The organism is Acetobacter sp., from assembly GCF_022483985.1.
Lineage (GTDB): Bacteria > Pseudomonadota > Alphaproteobacteria > Acetobacterales > Acetobacteraceae > Acetobacter.
Window position 1 is genome coordinate 2,349,232 of record NZ_JAKVME010000001.1, and the last position, 13,583, is coordinate 2,362,814.

General features: G+C 58.1%; 13 protein-coding genes and 1 pseudogene. 4 read left to right on the plus strand and 10 right to left on the minus strand.

Annotated features, from left to right (window positions below; genetic code table 11):
- Positions 1 to 3: 3 nt before the first annotated feature.
- A complete protein-coding gene (locus LKE90_RS10445; RefSeq protein WP_291494555.1) occupies positions 4 to 1,218 on the minus strand; it encodes an aminopeptidase P family protein in 1,215 nt (404 codons plus the stop codon).
- A 117-nt stretch (positions 1,219 to 1,335) separates the two neighbouring features.
- Here LKE90_RS10445 and LKE90_RS10450 point away from each other — a divergent pair, with 117 nt between their 5' ends.
- Positions 1,336 to 2,193 carry a LysR family transcriptional regulator gene (locus LKE90_RS10450; RefSeq protein ID WP_291494554.1) on the plus strand — a complete coding sequence of 286 codons (858 nt, stop codon included), beginning with the start codon at positions 1,336 to 1,338 and terminating at the stop codon, positions 2,191 to 2,193.
- 160 nt (positions 2,194 to 2,353) lie between these two features.
- Here the strand turns inward: LKE90_RS10450 and LKE90_RS10455 are convergent.
- Positions 2,354 to 3,546: pseudogene (locus LKE90_RS10455) on the minus strand (IS701 family transposase).
- 64 nt (positions 3,547 to 3,610) lie between these two features.
- Positions 3,611 to 5,530, minus strand: coding sequence for a S9 family peptidase (locus LKE90_RS10460; RefSeq protein ID WP_291494553.1), 1,920 nt, complete (start codon positions 5,528 to 5,530; stop codon positions 3,611 to 3,613).
- Positions 5,531 to 5,609: 79 nt separating this feature from the next.
- Here LKE90_RS10460 and LKE90_RS10465 point away from each other — a divergent pair, with 79 nt between their 5' ends.
- The 3 genes from LKE90_RS10465 (at position 5,610) to LKE90_RS10475 (ending at position 8,563) form a co-directional block, all read left to right on the plus strand.
- Positions 5,610 to 6,329 (plus strand): DedA family protein, encoded by a 720-nt coding sequence (locus LKE90_RS10465; protein ID WP_291494552.1) that lies wholly within the window; start codon positions 5,610 to 5,612, stop codon positions 6,327 to 6,329.
- Positions 6,319 to 7,284 carry an SDR family oxidoreductase gene (locus LKE90_RS10470; RefSeq protein WP_291494567.1) on the plus strand — a complete coding sequence of 322 codons (966 nt, stop codon included), beginning with the start codon at positions 6,319 to 6,321 and terminating at the stop codon, positions 7,282 to 7,284. The genes LKE90_RS10465 and LKE90_RS10470 overlap by 11 nt, the downstream gene beginning before the upstream one ends.
- A gap of 280 nt (positions 7,285 to 7,564) precedes the next feature.
- Positions 7,565 to 8,563, plus strand: coding sequence for an LLM class flavin-dependent oxidoreductase (locus LKE90_RS10475; RefSeq protein ID WP_291494551.1), 999 nt, complete (start codon positions 7,565 to 7,567; stop codon positions 8,561 to 8,563).
- Between the two features lie 98 nt (positions 8,564 to 8,661).
- On the opposite strand, the gene LKE90_RS10480 is transcribed toward LKE90_RS10475, so the two are convergent.
- From LKE90_RS10480 to hisB, 7 genes are all read right to left on the minus strand, one after another.
- A complete protein-coding gene (locus LKE90_RS10480; RefSeq protein ID WP_291494550.1) occupies positions 8,662 to 9,039 on the minus strand; it encodes a histidine triad nucleotide-binding protein in 378 nt (125 codons plus the stop codon).
- A 138-nt stretch (positions 9,040 to 9,177) separates the two neighbouring features.
- The gene (locus LKE90_RS10485) at positions 9,178 to 9,687 is read right to left on the minus strand and encodes a phosphoribosyl-ATP diphosphatase (protein WP_291494549.1); all 510 of its coding nucleotides are present in this window, start codon (positions 9,685 to 9,687) and stop codon (positions 9,178 to 9,180) included.
- Between the two features lie 11 nt (positions 9,688 to 9,698).
- Complete coding sequence (gene hisF, locus LKE90_RS10490; protein WP_291494548.1) at positions 9,699 to 10,481, minus strand: imidazole glycerol phosphate synthase subunit HisF; 783 nt, start codon at positions 10,479 to 10,481, stop codon at positions 9,699 to 9,701.
- Positions 10,481 to 11,821: a 1-(5-phosphoribosyl)-5-[(5-phosphoribosylamino)methylideneamino]imidazole-4-carboxamide isomerase gene (hisA, locus tag LKE90_RS10495; RefSeq protein WP_291494547.1), complete on the minus strand. Its 1,341-nt coding sequence runs from the start codon at positions 11,819 to 11,821 to the stop codon at positions 10,481 to 10,483. Before hisA ends, hisF begins: the two co-directional genes overlap by 1 nt.
- Positions 11,821 to 12,480, minus strand: a complete 660-nt coding sequence (gene hisH, locus LKE90_RS10500; protein ID WP_291494546.1) for an imidazole glycerol phosphate synthase subunit HisH — start codon at positions 12,478 to 12,480, stop codon at positions 11,821 to 11,823. The genes hisA and hisH overlap by 1 nt, the downstream gene beginning before the upstream one ends.
- 2 nt (positions 12,481 to 12,482) lie before the next feature.
- A complete protein-coding gene (locus tag LKE90_RS10505; RefSeq protein ID WP_291494545.1) occupies positions 12,483 to 12,932 on the minus strand; it encodes a hypothetical protein in 450 nt (149 codons plus the stop codon).
- Positions 12,929 to 13,525, minus strand: a complete 597-nt coding sequence (gene hisB, locus LKE90_RS10510; RefSeq protein ID WP_291494566.1) for an imidazoleglycerol-phosphate dehydratase HisB — start codon at positions 13,523 to 13,525, stop codon at positions 12,929 to 12,931. The genes LKE90_RS10505 and hisB overlap by 4 nt, the downstream gene beginning before the upstream one ends.
- Positions 13,526 to 13,583 lie beyond the last annotated feature (58 nt).

Genomic DNA, 13,583 nt, shown 5'->3' on the forward strand with positions numbered 1-13,583 from the left:
ACTTCAGCCCCCAACGATCATGTGCTCTGGGCCATACGGGAAATTGGTAATATTCTCGGCACCAGTTTCTGTCACAATAAAAATATCATGCTCACGATACCCTCCAGCCCCCGCCTCACCTTCTGGAATCATGATCATCGGCTCCATGGAGACTACCATCCCAGGCTTCAAAACCGTATGCACATCTTCACGGAGTTCGACACCCGCCTCACGTCCGTAATAATGAGACAGCACACCAAAGGAATGTCCATAACCAAAAGATCGGAAGCGAAGAAGTTGAGAAGATCGGTAAATTTCATTAAGTTCTAGAGCAATTTCTGAACACGTCCTTCCTGGACCTATCAATGCAGATCCTTTTTCCATCACTTCACAATTTTTTTCCCAGTAACGTAGATGTGCTGCTGAAACTCGTTCACAAAACAGCGTCCGCTCCAAGGCTGTATAATATCCATGGATCATGGGAAAGCAATTTAATGACAAAATATCACCACTTTCTACCATTTTATTCGTTACCGGATTATGCGCGCCATCAGTATTGATCCCTGATTGAAACCATGTCCAAGTATCTCGCAACTCGACATCTGGAAAAGTATCTGCAATTGCACGAATCATTGCATCTGTTCCAGAAATTGCAACCTCGTGCTCGCTTATGCCAGCACGAACAGCATCCATCACAGCTCGCCCTCCAATATTGGCTATCTGGGCACCATGACGAATCAGCGACATTTCTTCTGGAGACTTGATCGTCCGCATCCACATGACATCGTCTCCGATATCTACGAATACAATCTCAGGAAAATATTCCTGAAGTTCTTTTAAAAGTGCAACAGGAATCTGATCATACTCAACACCAACACTCTTGGCCTTTCCAAGCAGATCTTTACATGCAAGAAAGAAATTGTTACGTTGCCAGTCAGTGTAAGTAACATTACCAACAGAACCACGCCGCCAAGGCTGACCACCATCAATTGCTGAAGTTACTGTTGTCACATTGTCATGCGTTAGCACCAATCCATAACGACGCCCGAAAGCACAATATAGGAAACCAGAAAAATAACATATATTATGGTATGACGTAAAAAGGCACGCATCAATATTATGATCTGCCATATGTTTGCGTATTGTACTGTGCCGCGCAGCGAACTCGTCATTTGAAAAAGGTGTCCAACCCCGCTCTCCATTATGCCACTCCATAACCTGCAACATTTCTGCCGTCATCACTCTCTCCTACTAAATTAATTTAAATCGGAATCTCAGATAATCAGTTCGTTGACAAAACGAAAATGAAATTCATAAATGGTGCATAAGAGACCCTTATAATCGAATCTAGAGTATATGCGTGACATTCCGACCGACCTCCTAAGAGCTTTTGTTACCGTTGTTGACGCTGACGGTTTTACGCGTGCCAGCGAAGCTCTTGGCTTGACACAACCCGCAGTAAGTCTTCAAATCCGTAGATTGCAAGAAGCCCTTGGCACGACGCTTCTAGAACGTAAAAAAGGCACCCTTATAATCACGGAAAGCGGCAAAACCTGCCTGCGATATGCACGTCGCATTCTGGCTGACCACGATAAAATGCTGCAAAGACTAACACCACATCGCTCAGGCGGACGTTTACGAATCGGCTTCCCCTCAGATTTTGCTGATTATTATCTGCCAGGCCCCTTGTTAGCGCTGGAAGACGGCAGTGTGGAAGCAGGTCATTTCGAAGTTGTAACAGACTTGTCTATCGGGCTATTGCGAGCTCTTCGAGATGGCCAACTGGACATCGCACTAGCACTCTCCACAGGGCCTCTACCTGATCATGCAGTTGCATTGTGGACCGAACCTGTCATGTGGGTCAGAGCTCCCACTAGACATATTTCAAAAGAACATCGCGTACCTATTGTAGCTTATCCTGAAGGTTGCCTGTATAGAGGCGCCATGCTGGAAAATCTCGAAAATAATAATTACGAGGGAGACGTAATCTACACAGCTTCTAGCCTTGCTGGTGTTGTCGCAGCTGTACGGGCAGACATCGGTGTCAGCGCCATGGCACGACGGACCACCCCACCAGACCTTCAAGAGGCCATGGAAATGCCACAATTACCAAACGTCACTGCCGGAGTTTATCTGGGAGCTCGCTCCAACGGACGTAGAACAAGCCAAATAGCTGCACGTTTAGCTGAAACGCTCCGCTTATTTCCGATCTAGCACTACAGTTGCATTTTGTGTCGTGAGTGAGCGCGGATAGCGCTAACCTGATGTGTTCGTCGAAAGACGGACCATCTGAGGATGTGAGGGACGGATAGTTTGCGTTGTGCAAGCTTTACGACGAGACGCCTGATTTCCTGAATGGACCAGCGGACGACGATTATCGTGTTCTGCGTTGTGTTTTTTTCGGTTTCAGTGAGTTTGCCTGATACCGGACACTGGCCATGACGGCATAGGCCAGCATGACCAGAGAGACATGCCGATGCCAGCCATACCAGGAACGGGTTTCGTTATGATCGAGACCGAACTCGTTTTTGGCCGTCTCGAAACATTCTTCGATCCTCCAGCGCGTGCCTTCAACGTTCACGAGTTTCTGCATGGTTGTCCCTTTCGGGCACCAGGTCGTAAAACAGGCAAGGTCTCCATCGGCGATGTTCCGGCGGATCAACAGACCACGTGTCCATGGTCCGGCTACAGGGGAGTCAAATTCTTCAGCATCCAGATCGGCAAGAGGAAGATATGCCCAGTCGTATAACCGCTCGCCCTTTGTGCCGCCTCCCGCTGACAGACGGCACCAGGCCTGCTCTGCAAGATTTGCGGCAATGTCTTTGGCTTCTCCGGCAATCAGCGGGTTTGTTGCCCATGACCCGAACCAGTGATTACCTCTGACCCCAAGGACATATCCAATTCCTGCCCGGCGAAGTGTGCGTTCCACATCGCCAACGCCATACACGCTATCTGCGACAACCCAGCGGAAGGGCACACCGACCTCAATACTCCGCTCAATCATCATCGAGGCTAATGCCTGCTTGGTTGCAAACACCTCGTCATCGGGAACGTAGGCCTGCTCCAGGCGCTCAAGCTTTGATGTCCAGTCTTTTGGAAGATACAGGGCGCGGTCAATAAAGGCATGCCCCCGTTTCGAAACATAAGCGCCAAATACCCCGATCTGGCAGTTCGTGATCTTGCCGGCAGAGCCAGTATACTGCCGCCCCACACCGCAGGACGCCTGACCTTTCTTCAGAAATCCGGTCTCATCGATGACCAGCACGCCCTCTTCAGCCCCCAGATGCTCGATCACATAATCCCTGACGACATCGCGAAGGGCATCGGCACCCAGTGCCCGCGCCCCAGAAGCGCCTGCTGCCGCCAGGGGCCAGAATCTCCAGCCGCTTCCGCACGCATCCAACCTGTTTTACGGGGTTCATTGCCAATCAGAACATCAAGGAAGGCACAGGCAGAAGCCGCAACACGCTTCTGCGTAGACAGCAGCGCGATCCGCTCCTTTACTGCCCGAAGCTCGGACGCCCATAAATCCAGCGTATCTTCAACAGATGCACCACCACTCATCATATCCTGAATCGGGGCTGCCCATAGATTTAAAATTCAAAACAAAAAGGAACTGTAGTGATAGGAACTAAACATCCACTGTCTTAAGTCCAAGGACCCGTTCGTAAAACGTCAGCTCAATCTTGAAGGCCTGACGCAAAGTCTCCTCACCACGGAAACCATGTCCTTCACCCTCAAACTCCACCAGCGGACACACAACACCGTTCCGCTTCAGGGCAGCCACCATCGAACGGGCCTGCTCCGGCGGCACAACCGCATCATCCAGACCTTGCAGGAAAAGCACGGGTGCCTGAATCCGGTCCGCCATGAAAAGCGGAGACCGCTCCCGATAGACCTCTTCGGCCTCCGGCCACGGCCCAACAAGACTGTCGAGATAGCGCGCCTCGAACTTGTGCGTCTCTTCCGCCAGAGTGCGGAGATCCGTCACGCCATAAAGACTGGTTCCCGCTGCAAAAAGCGTCGAATGCGCGAGCGCCGATAGCACGGTCAGGCCGCCTGCGCTGGAGCCACGGATGACAATCCGTTCCGGATCAACACGTCCGCTCACCGCCATGTACGAAGCCGCCGCAATGCAGTCTCCCACATCCCGCACACCCCACTGACCATCCAGCCGCTCACGATAGGCGCGTCCGAAACCTGTGGACCCGCTGTAATTCACATCCAGCACGGCAAAGCCACGACTGGTCCACCACTGCACCTTGAACGAGAACCCTTCAGACGCGCGGGCGGTCGGTCCTCCGTGCGCGGTCACGATCATCGGCGGTAGTTCTCCCTCCGGCACACAGCACTGAGCGCTGGTGGGCGGGTAGAAGAACGCCTGTCCTTCTGTGCCGTCCTCAAGCGGAAACAGCACACTTTCGGGCAAAGCGATGTCATCTTTTCCGAAAGGAAGGGGGGTGGCTTCACGCAGCACACGAGGCGCCTGCCCCGGCGATCCCACAACGACTGAAGCCGCCCTGTCCGGCGACCCATCCAGCCATGCGAACCCGCCGCCAAACACGATCGGGCATTGCTCGGGCAGTCCCATCATGACAGGCGTAATATCGTAGTCGGCTGAAGCTCCCGGTGTCAGCAGAAGCATCTGCGTCTGCCCGGCCTTCACCGCCAGCGCGAGGATGCGTCCATCCGGCAGCAGACTGTAGCTGCGTTGGCCGAAAACCCAGTGCGGCTGGCCGATTTCAGCCTCAAGATCGCAGACAGGTTCCGGCTCGCCTCCAGCAAGAGCAAAACGCCACAACGTCCACCAGCCGCTCCGATCCGAAATGGCGAAAAGAGTGTGATTGTCGGCCCATTGCGGTTCCGTGAGAGACTCTGGTTTCCCGTCTGAAGAGACACCCCCGCCAGCGAGGATTTTTCCGGACCGCAGGTCATTCAGCCGCATGACGCACAGGCGGGAACGGGTCCAGGGCATCGCCGGATGATCCCACTCGATCCAGGCAAGATGGCTGCCGTCGGGAGACGGTGTCGGCGTAGAATAGAAATCCGCTCCCTGCGCGATGACGGTTCCAGACCCGTCGAGCAGGGAGAGGGCGACGAGCGTATCGACGGGCTCCCCCTCGCCACGATGATCCTCCCGGACAGCGTAAACGCGCCGTCCATCCGGAGAGAAGGCAAAGCTGGCGTACCGCACTCCCTCGGCGAGAACGAGGCGGCGCGGCTCTGCCGCACCGCCCAGTTCCAGCGTATAGACGCCACCGTCCCGTCGATTGCTGAACACGATGGTACGACCGGCCACAGCAAACGCACCACCTCCATATTCATGAACGCTGGTCGCCACATCGACACCCGGGGGTGTCGCATCCAGAGGTTCCGCTCCCTCCCGCCAGACGACCAGAGCTGTACGCCCCTTCTCCGCAGGCCGCCTCTCAAGCCACAGCACGGTCTCACCGCTCACGGAGACGCCTGACAGGGTCACGGTCTTGCCGGCGGCGAGCGTCGCCGTCACGGGTGAGGGCCATGTTCCGCACGGGGCTGGCTGACGGTTCAATGAAACCTCCACGGGGCTTGAGACATATCGTGTAATAGTGATGTGCAGGGTTGACAGGAGCCTGTCCAGACGGTTCCTGATGCGTCTCTACAAGCTCCCGGGATGTTTCACCCTGTTACATTATCTTGACACGCTACTGTCCCATTACGGTTATGGCGTCATTGGCGTGGTCGTCATGCTGGAGAGCATGGGACTGCCCCTGCCAGCGGAAAGTCTGCTCATCACCGCCTCCCTGCTCAGCGCGACCACTCACAAGCTCAGCATCTGGGGAATCGTGATCGCGGGAGTGAGCGGGGCGATCATGGGAGACAATTTCGGCTATCTGATCGGCAAGGAATTCGGGTTCCGCTTCCTGCATCGCTACGGGAAATATGTCGGTCTTTCCGCGGACCGCATCCTGCTTGGTCGGTATATTTTCCGGCAGCATGGCGGGACCGTCGTGTTTTTCGGACGGTTCATCGCCCTGCTGCGTATTTTCGTCGCCCTGCTCGCCGGAGCGAACCGGATGCCCTGGCACACGTTCCTTCTGCATAATGCACTTGGAGGTCTGTGCTGGGCAGGCGGTTACACACTGGGAGCCTACTATCTCGGACATGAGGCGATGAAGCTCTCCGGGCCAGTCGCCTGGGGGATTGCCGGCCTTGCCGCTCTGGTCGGCGTGACCGTGTTTCTTTTTCTCAAGAAAAATGAAAAGCGGCTGATCGCACAGGCCATGAAAGCCGCGAAAAATGACCGGGAACTGACCTTCGGCATGGAAAAGGAACTGACACATGACGGAGAGCAGCAGAATGACGCCTGACCAGATTGAGCAGCATACGGCCCTTCTCAATACGCTGAACCGTCTTGACGGGCGCGTCGCGGTGGTGACTGGCGCGAACAGCGGTTTGGGGCTGGAGACAGCCTGCGGACTGGCGAGCCTCGGCGCGACGGTCGTGCTCGCATCCCGTTCCGAGGAACGCAACGCCGCCGCCCTGGTCACCCTACAAGAGCGCGTGCCGGACGCCGTCGCCGAAACCGCACAGCTTGATCTGGCGTCTCTCGCTTCCATCGAACGCTTCACCGACACCCTGCATGACCGGTTCAGCGCCGTGGATATTCTGGTCAACAACGCCGGGGTCATGGCCCCTCCTGTCAGAGGGGAAACAACTGACGGGTTCGAGATGCAGTTCGGCGTGAACCATCTCGGTCATTTCGCCCTGACCGGCCATCTGAAACCGCTACTGGAAGCGTCTTCCAGAGACGGTGGCGTGGTGGTGGCCGTCGCCAGTCTGGCGGCATGGAAATCCCGAATCCACTTTGACGACCTACAGTCGCGTCACCGTTATTCCCCTTTTGACGCATATCGTCAGAGCAAGCTGGCGAACCTGCTGTTCGGTCAGGAACTGGCCCGTCGGTCCCGAAGTCTGGGATGGAAGATTCATGCCCGCATCGCTCATCCCGGCTGGGCCAGAACGCAGCTTGTCACGAACGGCCCCGGCTCCGGAAAGCAGAATCTGTCCTCATGGATCGTGGAGACGGGCGCCAGCGTCGCCTTTCGCTGGTTCGGCCAGTCCGCCGCTTGTGGCGCCGAGCCGTTCCTGTACGCCGCAGCGTCACCTCTGGCGCATGACGGATGCTATTATGGTCCGGATGGAGCAGGCGAACGCACCGGAAAGACCGACCTGGCCGTCATTCCGTCCTCCGCTCATGATCCCCGTGTCGCGCAACGTCTGTGGGAGGTTTCCGAACGCCTGACAGGCGTTACGTTCGAATAGGAGCGGTCGTCATCACAACACGCCATTCCGACATGCTTGCAGGGCGCACACCGTAACGACACTCCGTAATCTCAGGGTTCATGAGCCGTTTCCGAACCATCCACCGGCACACAAACCGGCAAACAAAACAGAAGCCTCGCATCGCCTTCTGAAAAGGTGATTTCCTGAAAGGCTTTTAGACCCCCCGCCAGAAACCTGCCGTGCTACATCCTGTTCAACAGAAAACGCCCTTCCAGACACAAGACATGCGGATGTAGCTTCCGGGCAGTCAGGGGAAAACATGATTCCTTTTTCGGTTCTCGACCTGTCCCTCATTACACAGGGCGCGACCCTGGCCGACGCCTATCGCAACACCATGGACCTTGCGCGGCTGGCGGACGGGCTGGGATTCAGGCGCTACTGGCTGGCCGAGCACCACTCCATGCCCGGCATCGCCTCCGCCGCGACCGCCATTCTCATCGGACAGGTCGCCGGCGTGACGCGGCAGATCCGGGTCGGTTCCGGCGGGATCATGTTGCCCAATCATTCTCCGCTGGTTGTGGCGGAACAGTTCGGCACGCTCGAAACGCTGTTTCCCGGTAGGATTGATCTCGGGCTGGGTCGTGCGCCCGGTGCGGACCAGCGCACCGCCAGGGCCCTACGCAGAGACCCGCATGCGCCTGACCGCTTTCCTGAAGACGTCGTGGAACTGCTGCATTACTTCGAACCCGCAGACAACACTCCCCATGCCGTGCGCGCCATACCCGGCTGTGGCCTGCGCGTGCCGGTCTGGATTCTCGGCTCGTCACTGTTTTCAGCCGTTCTCGCCGCCAGACTGGGCCTACCCTACGCGTTTGCCTCGCACTTCGCTCCGGCCCAGATGGAAGAGGCGATTGCGCTCTACCGTCACCGTTTCGAGCCGTCTGATCGGTGCGCCAGCCCGCATGTCATGCTGACCGTCAACATGGTGCTGGCCGATGACGCCGCCGAGGCCGGAACACTGGTCACATCCCTGTATCAGTATTTTCTGGCGTTGCGGCGTGGGCACCCCACCACTTTCCCGCCACCGGATGCCGGACTGGAAGCCAGACTGTCGTCACAGGAACTGGCCATGCTCCAGCACACCCTGTCCTGCACGTTTACGGGTTCACAAGAAACGGCTCTGCCGCGCCTGACGGAATTTCTCCGGCGTCATCGTCCCGATGAGCTGATGATGGCTTTTCCGCTTTACGACCATGCGGCCCGTCGGCGTTCCGTGGAACTGGCCGCCGGGCTACCGTCGCCTGTGGCTGCTTTCTGAAGTTTTTGAAAAAGCTTCGCCAAGTAGCCTTCTATCCAAAAAGGGCCAGACGAGGCAGGAAAGCGGCTTTCCTGCCCTCATGATCCCTCCGGACACAGTCACTCGGCCAGCATGGCACCCAGAGAACCGCCGCCCAGCAGATGCACATGGAAATGCGGCACTTCCTGACCGGCATTCTCACCGACATTGCCGATCAGACGGTAGCCCGGAGCATCAAGATCAAACTGGCGGGCAATGTCGCCCACGGCCCGGTTGAACGCGACGATCTCCTTGTCACTCGCCCGCTGGCTGAAATCAGCGAATGAAATATAGGGGCCTTTTGGGATCACCAGAACATGCACCGGCGCTTTCGGCGCGATGTCATGGAAGGCGAGAACCATGTCATTCTCAAAGACCTTTCTGCACGGGATGTCCCCACGCAGAATCTTCGCGAAGATATTGTCGGGATCATATTTCCCGATACCGCTGACCGCCATGTGTGTCTCCCCTAGAGCAGCATCCGTTCAGAATGGGCCACGGATGCCGTTCTAACTCATTGTTATCGAGCGATTTTATCCGACCAGACATTTCCGTCTGATCGGATGCCGCTCTAGTCCCCGGCAGGTCCGTGTCCGTTACTGACGTGGACGGGATGCCTTTTCCGCGATGCCGCTCGTGCCTTCACGACGCTGAAGCTCCGCCCAGACTTCAGCAGGCGTCACACCCGCATCCACCCAGAGAACAATCAGGTGATAAAGCACATCCGCGCTTTCCCCAATCAGCTCCTGCGTGCGTCCCGCAACGGCCTCGATCAGACATTCGACAGCTTCTTCCCCAAACTTCTGCGCCACCTTGCTCGTGCCGCGTGACAGCAGCCGGGCTGAATGGCTGGTCGAAGGGTCAGTGCCCCGTCGGCTGAGCACCACATCGAAAAGCCTGTCGAGAACAGACGCATCAATCAGCCCGCTCTCCGGCTTTGGAAAAGCGACCTGCCTGCCACCACGGTTATTCCGTTTTTTCAGATCAGCCGGAGAGGACGCCGTCACATCCGCCCTCTTCCGAGTCGCGTCAGACTTGCCGCTGGTCCGCTGCTTCTTGGCCGGCGCCTCTTTGGTCACGTTTTTCTTGGTCGGTGTCTTTGCCATGATCTTCCCGGTCAGTAGCCGAAATCGAGTGTTTCAAGGGGCGGGCGCACAGGCAGCCCGGCATCCGCCAGAGCCTGCTTCACCTGTGGAACGGTGAATTGTCCAAAATGAAAGACGCTGGCCGCCAGCAAGCCCGTTGCACCGGCCTGCGCTCCTTCCACAAAATGCTCCAGAGCCCCGACGCCGCCGGACGCCACCACGGGTAGCCGGACAGCCGTATTGACGGCTCGCAGCAGATCAAGGTCGAAACCGGAGCGTGTGCCGTCACGATCCATGGATGTCAGGAGAATCTCACCCGCGCCACGCGCCGCGACATCCCTGCACCAGTCCACCACATCAATGCCGGTCGGGGTGCGGCCACCATGAGTATAGACTTCCCAGCCGCCCCTGCCATCCGAGCGGGCGTCAACACCGACCACCACGCACTGGCTGCCGAACTTGTTCGCAGCTTCATTGATCAGCTCAGGACGCTGCACCGCCGCCGAGTTCATGGCGCATTTGTCGGCGCCCGCCAGCAGCAACCGACGCATGTCACCCGTCGTGCGTACGCCGCCCCCAACCGTCAGCGGCAGGAAGATACGTTCCGCCGTGCGGCTCACCACGTCCAGAATGGTGTCCCGGTCTTCATGACTGGCGGTGATGTCGAGAAAAGTCAGTTCGTCCGCGCCCGCCGCGTCATAAACGGCAGCCTGCTCCACAGGATCACCCGCATCGCGAAGCGAGACGAAGTTGACGCCCTTCACCACGCGCCCGTTCTTCACGTCCAGACAGGGAATGACGCGCAGTTTCAGCATCAGGACAGAACTCTCAACGCATCCGCAGGAGAGATGCGTCCGTCATAAAGCGCCCGTCCGACGATCACACCTTCAATCCCCGGCACATCAGCCGCGACACGCCGCAGCGCCGCCAGATCATCGAGCGAGCCGACACCGCCGCTGGCAATCACTGGGACCGAAACAGTCTGCGCCAGTTGCGCCGTCTGTTCGAGGTCCAGCCCCTGCAACATGCCGTCACGGGTGATCTCGGTGAAAATGATCGCCGCCACGCCAGCATCCTGCATCCGCAGACCAAGGTCGGTGGCCTGCATGTCAGACACTTCGGCCCACCCTTCCGTCGCGACGAGCCCCATACGGGCGTCGATCCCGGCCATGATCCGTCCGGGGAACAGACGGCAGGCCTCTTTCACAAGATCGGGATTCTTCACGGCTACCGACCCGAGAATCACACGGGAAATCCCGGCTTCCAGCCAGCTTTCTATCCCGGCCAGATCACGCAGCCCACCGCCAAGCTGCACCGGCACCTTCGCATTCGCGACGATCTGCTTCACGGCGTCACTGTTGGCGGACCGTCCCGCGAACGCGCCGTTCAGATCCACAACGTGCAGCCAGTTGAAACCGGCCGCGCACCAGGCCCGCGCCTGCGCGCCAGGATCATCCGAATAGACCGTTGCATCATCCATCTCGCCACGACGCAGACGGACGCAGGCGCCGTCCTTGAGGTCGATCGCGGGATAGAGGGTGAGAGCGCGGGCGGTCATATCGGCAGGCTTTCCATGATCGGGTTCACAAGCCTCCTCATTCTGGAGGAGACGACTATTTTCCTGAAGACGTTTGAAGAAATAATGCCCGCGCACCATCCGGCCGTCACCCGCCGCATAGTAAGGATTGACGCCCCACTGCTCAAATCCGAGGTTCCGGAAAAGCATCATCGCGGCAGTCTGGGTCTCGCGCACATCCAGATTGAGGACCTGATACCCCATGGCTCTGGCCGCTTTGATGATCTCCTCGATCAGCAGACGGCCAAGGCCGATCCCCCGTGCGTAGGGCGCAATGTGAAACTGCGTGACGCTGGCGATCATCGCCTGCGCTTCATTACTGCGGGACGGCCTAACCATCTGGGCCGACCCCACGATAAGACCGTCCTGCCGCGCCACGAACAGCAGACGCTCCGGCACCAGAAGGATGCCACGGAAATACCGTTCAAGGACCGATCGCCCCTGCGGACGGACCCACGCAAAGCCGCCCCCACCAAGAATGGACGCATCCACACACTCGCACAGGGCGGGGAGATCATCCTCATTCAACGTCTGAATGCGTTCAGCCGTCAGTCCCGGTGTGCCCGCCTCACCACTCATCAGAGCGCCCCATCCGGCGTCCAGTGCAGGAAGTTGGCCAGAATACGCAGGCCGACCGTCTGGCTTTTCTCGACATGGAACTGCGTGCCGGCCCTGTTGCCACGCGCCACGATTGCCGGAACCGCGCCACCGTAATCGGTCGTCGCCAGCAATTCCTCCTCCCGCGCGCCTGTCAGCGCATAGGAATGAACGAAATAGCCGTGCGGACGGTGACCAAGCCCTTCCGTCAACGGATGCGGACGGGAAAAGGCCAGTTCGTTCCAGCCCATCTGCGGCAGCCGCAGACCCGCTGCTTCCATCGGCGCGATTTCTCCGCCAATCCAGCCGAGCCCGTCCGTCACGCCGTGCTCAAGACCGCGCTGCGCCATCAACTGCATGCCGACGCAGATTCCAAGGAATGGCGTCCCTCTGCCCACAGCCGTATCCAGAGCCGACCGGAGGCCGTCAACTGCCGCCAGTCCTTTGGCGCAATCCGCGAACGCGCCCTGCCCCGGCAGCACGATCCGGTCGGCCTCCAGAACCTGCCCGGGATCGCTGGTGATCACGACAGTCGCCGATACCCCGGAAAGACGGGCGGCTTCCTCAAGAGCACGCGCAGCCGACGCCAGGTTGCCACCGTCATAATCAATGACGACAACAGACTGATGAGCCACCCGCACGATCAGCCCCTCCTTGCGAAAGCGGTCGCAAACGGGTCGGGAATGGAATTCCCCGAAACTGGAGACGGAACTGCCCGCCCGGCATCTCCAGCCCGATCCATATAACGCAAAAGCGCCGCCTCCTGATCCGGCCCGACAACCGTACCAGCTTCCCTATATCCCTTCAGCCGAAGCTCCCATTCCATCAGTTCCGCACTGAACGTCGCTAGCGCAAGGCGTGCGGGAAGCATCAGTGCGGGCACAATCCAGAGCTTTCCCAGCAGAGCAGTCAGAATGACGGATGCCGAGAGGAACAGGCTGCCTGAGATCCACGCGCCTGACCACATCAGGGCGATGCCACCCAGAAACAGCACATTCCACCGGAATGTCTGCTGTACCAGCACAGGCAGCCGGTCCCTGTTCCGTTTCCCGACACTTCCCTCTCCGGGCAGCCAGACTGAAAACACCTTCACAGGACCCCCTTGGTGGATGGAATGAGACCCGCCGCACGCTCGTCAAATTCGACCGCCATCCGCAACGCCCGCGCCGTCGCCTTGTAGGCGCTTTCAGCGATATGATGGCTGTTACGCCCGGTTTTCTGCGTCACATGAAGCGTGATCATGGCCGCCATGGAAAAAGCCCGGAAAAACTCCTCAAACAGCTCCGTGTCCATGACCCCGATCTTTTCCGTCGGGAACGTCACAGACCACGCCAGGAACGGCCGTCCGGACAGGTCCACCACCACTTCCGCCAAGGCTTCGTCCAGAGGCACCAGCGCATGACCAAACCGACGCACGCCACGCTTGTCACCAAGCGCCTGCCTTACAGCCTGCCCGAGCGCAATGCCGACATCCTCGACCGTATGGTGAAAATCCACTTCCAGATCGCCTTTTGCAGCAATCTCGATATCCAGCATTCCATGCCGTGCCAGTGCCGTCAGCATGTGATCAAAAAAACCAATGCCGGTGCTGACCTTTGCTTCACCCTTGCCATCCAGATTGACGGCGACACGGATGTCGGTCTCGGCGGTTACACGATGCAGGGAGGCGGTGCGGATTTCAGTCATGGGCGCTACTGATACAGGAGGAAGGCCGGAAACGCCATTGGTTCGCTCCTGTTTCTGT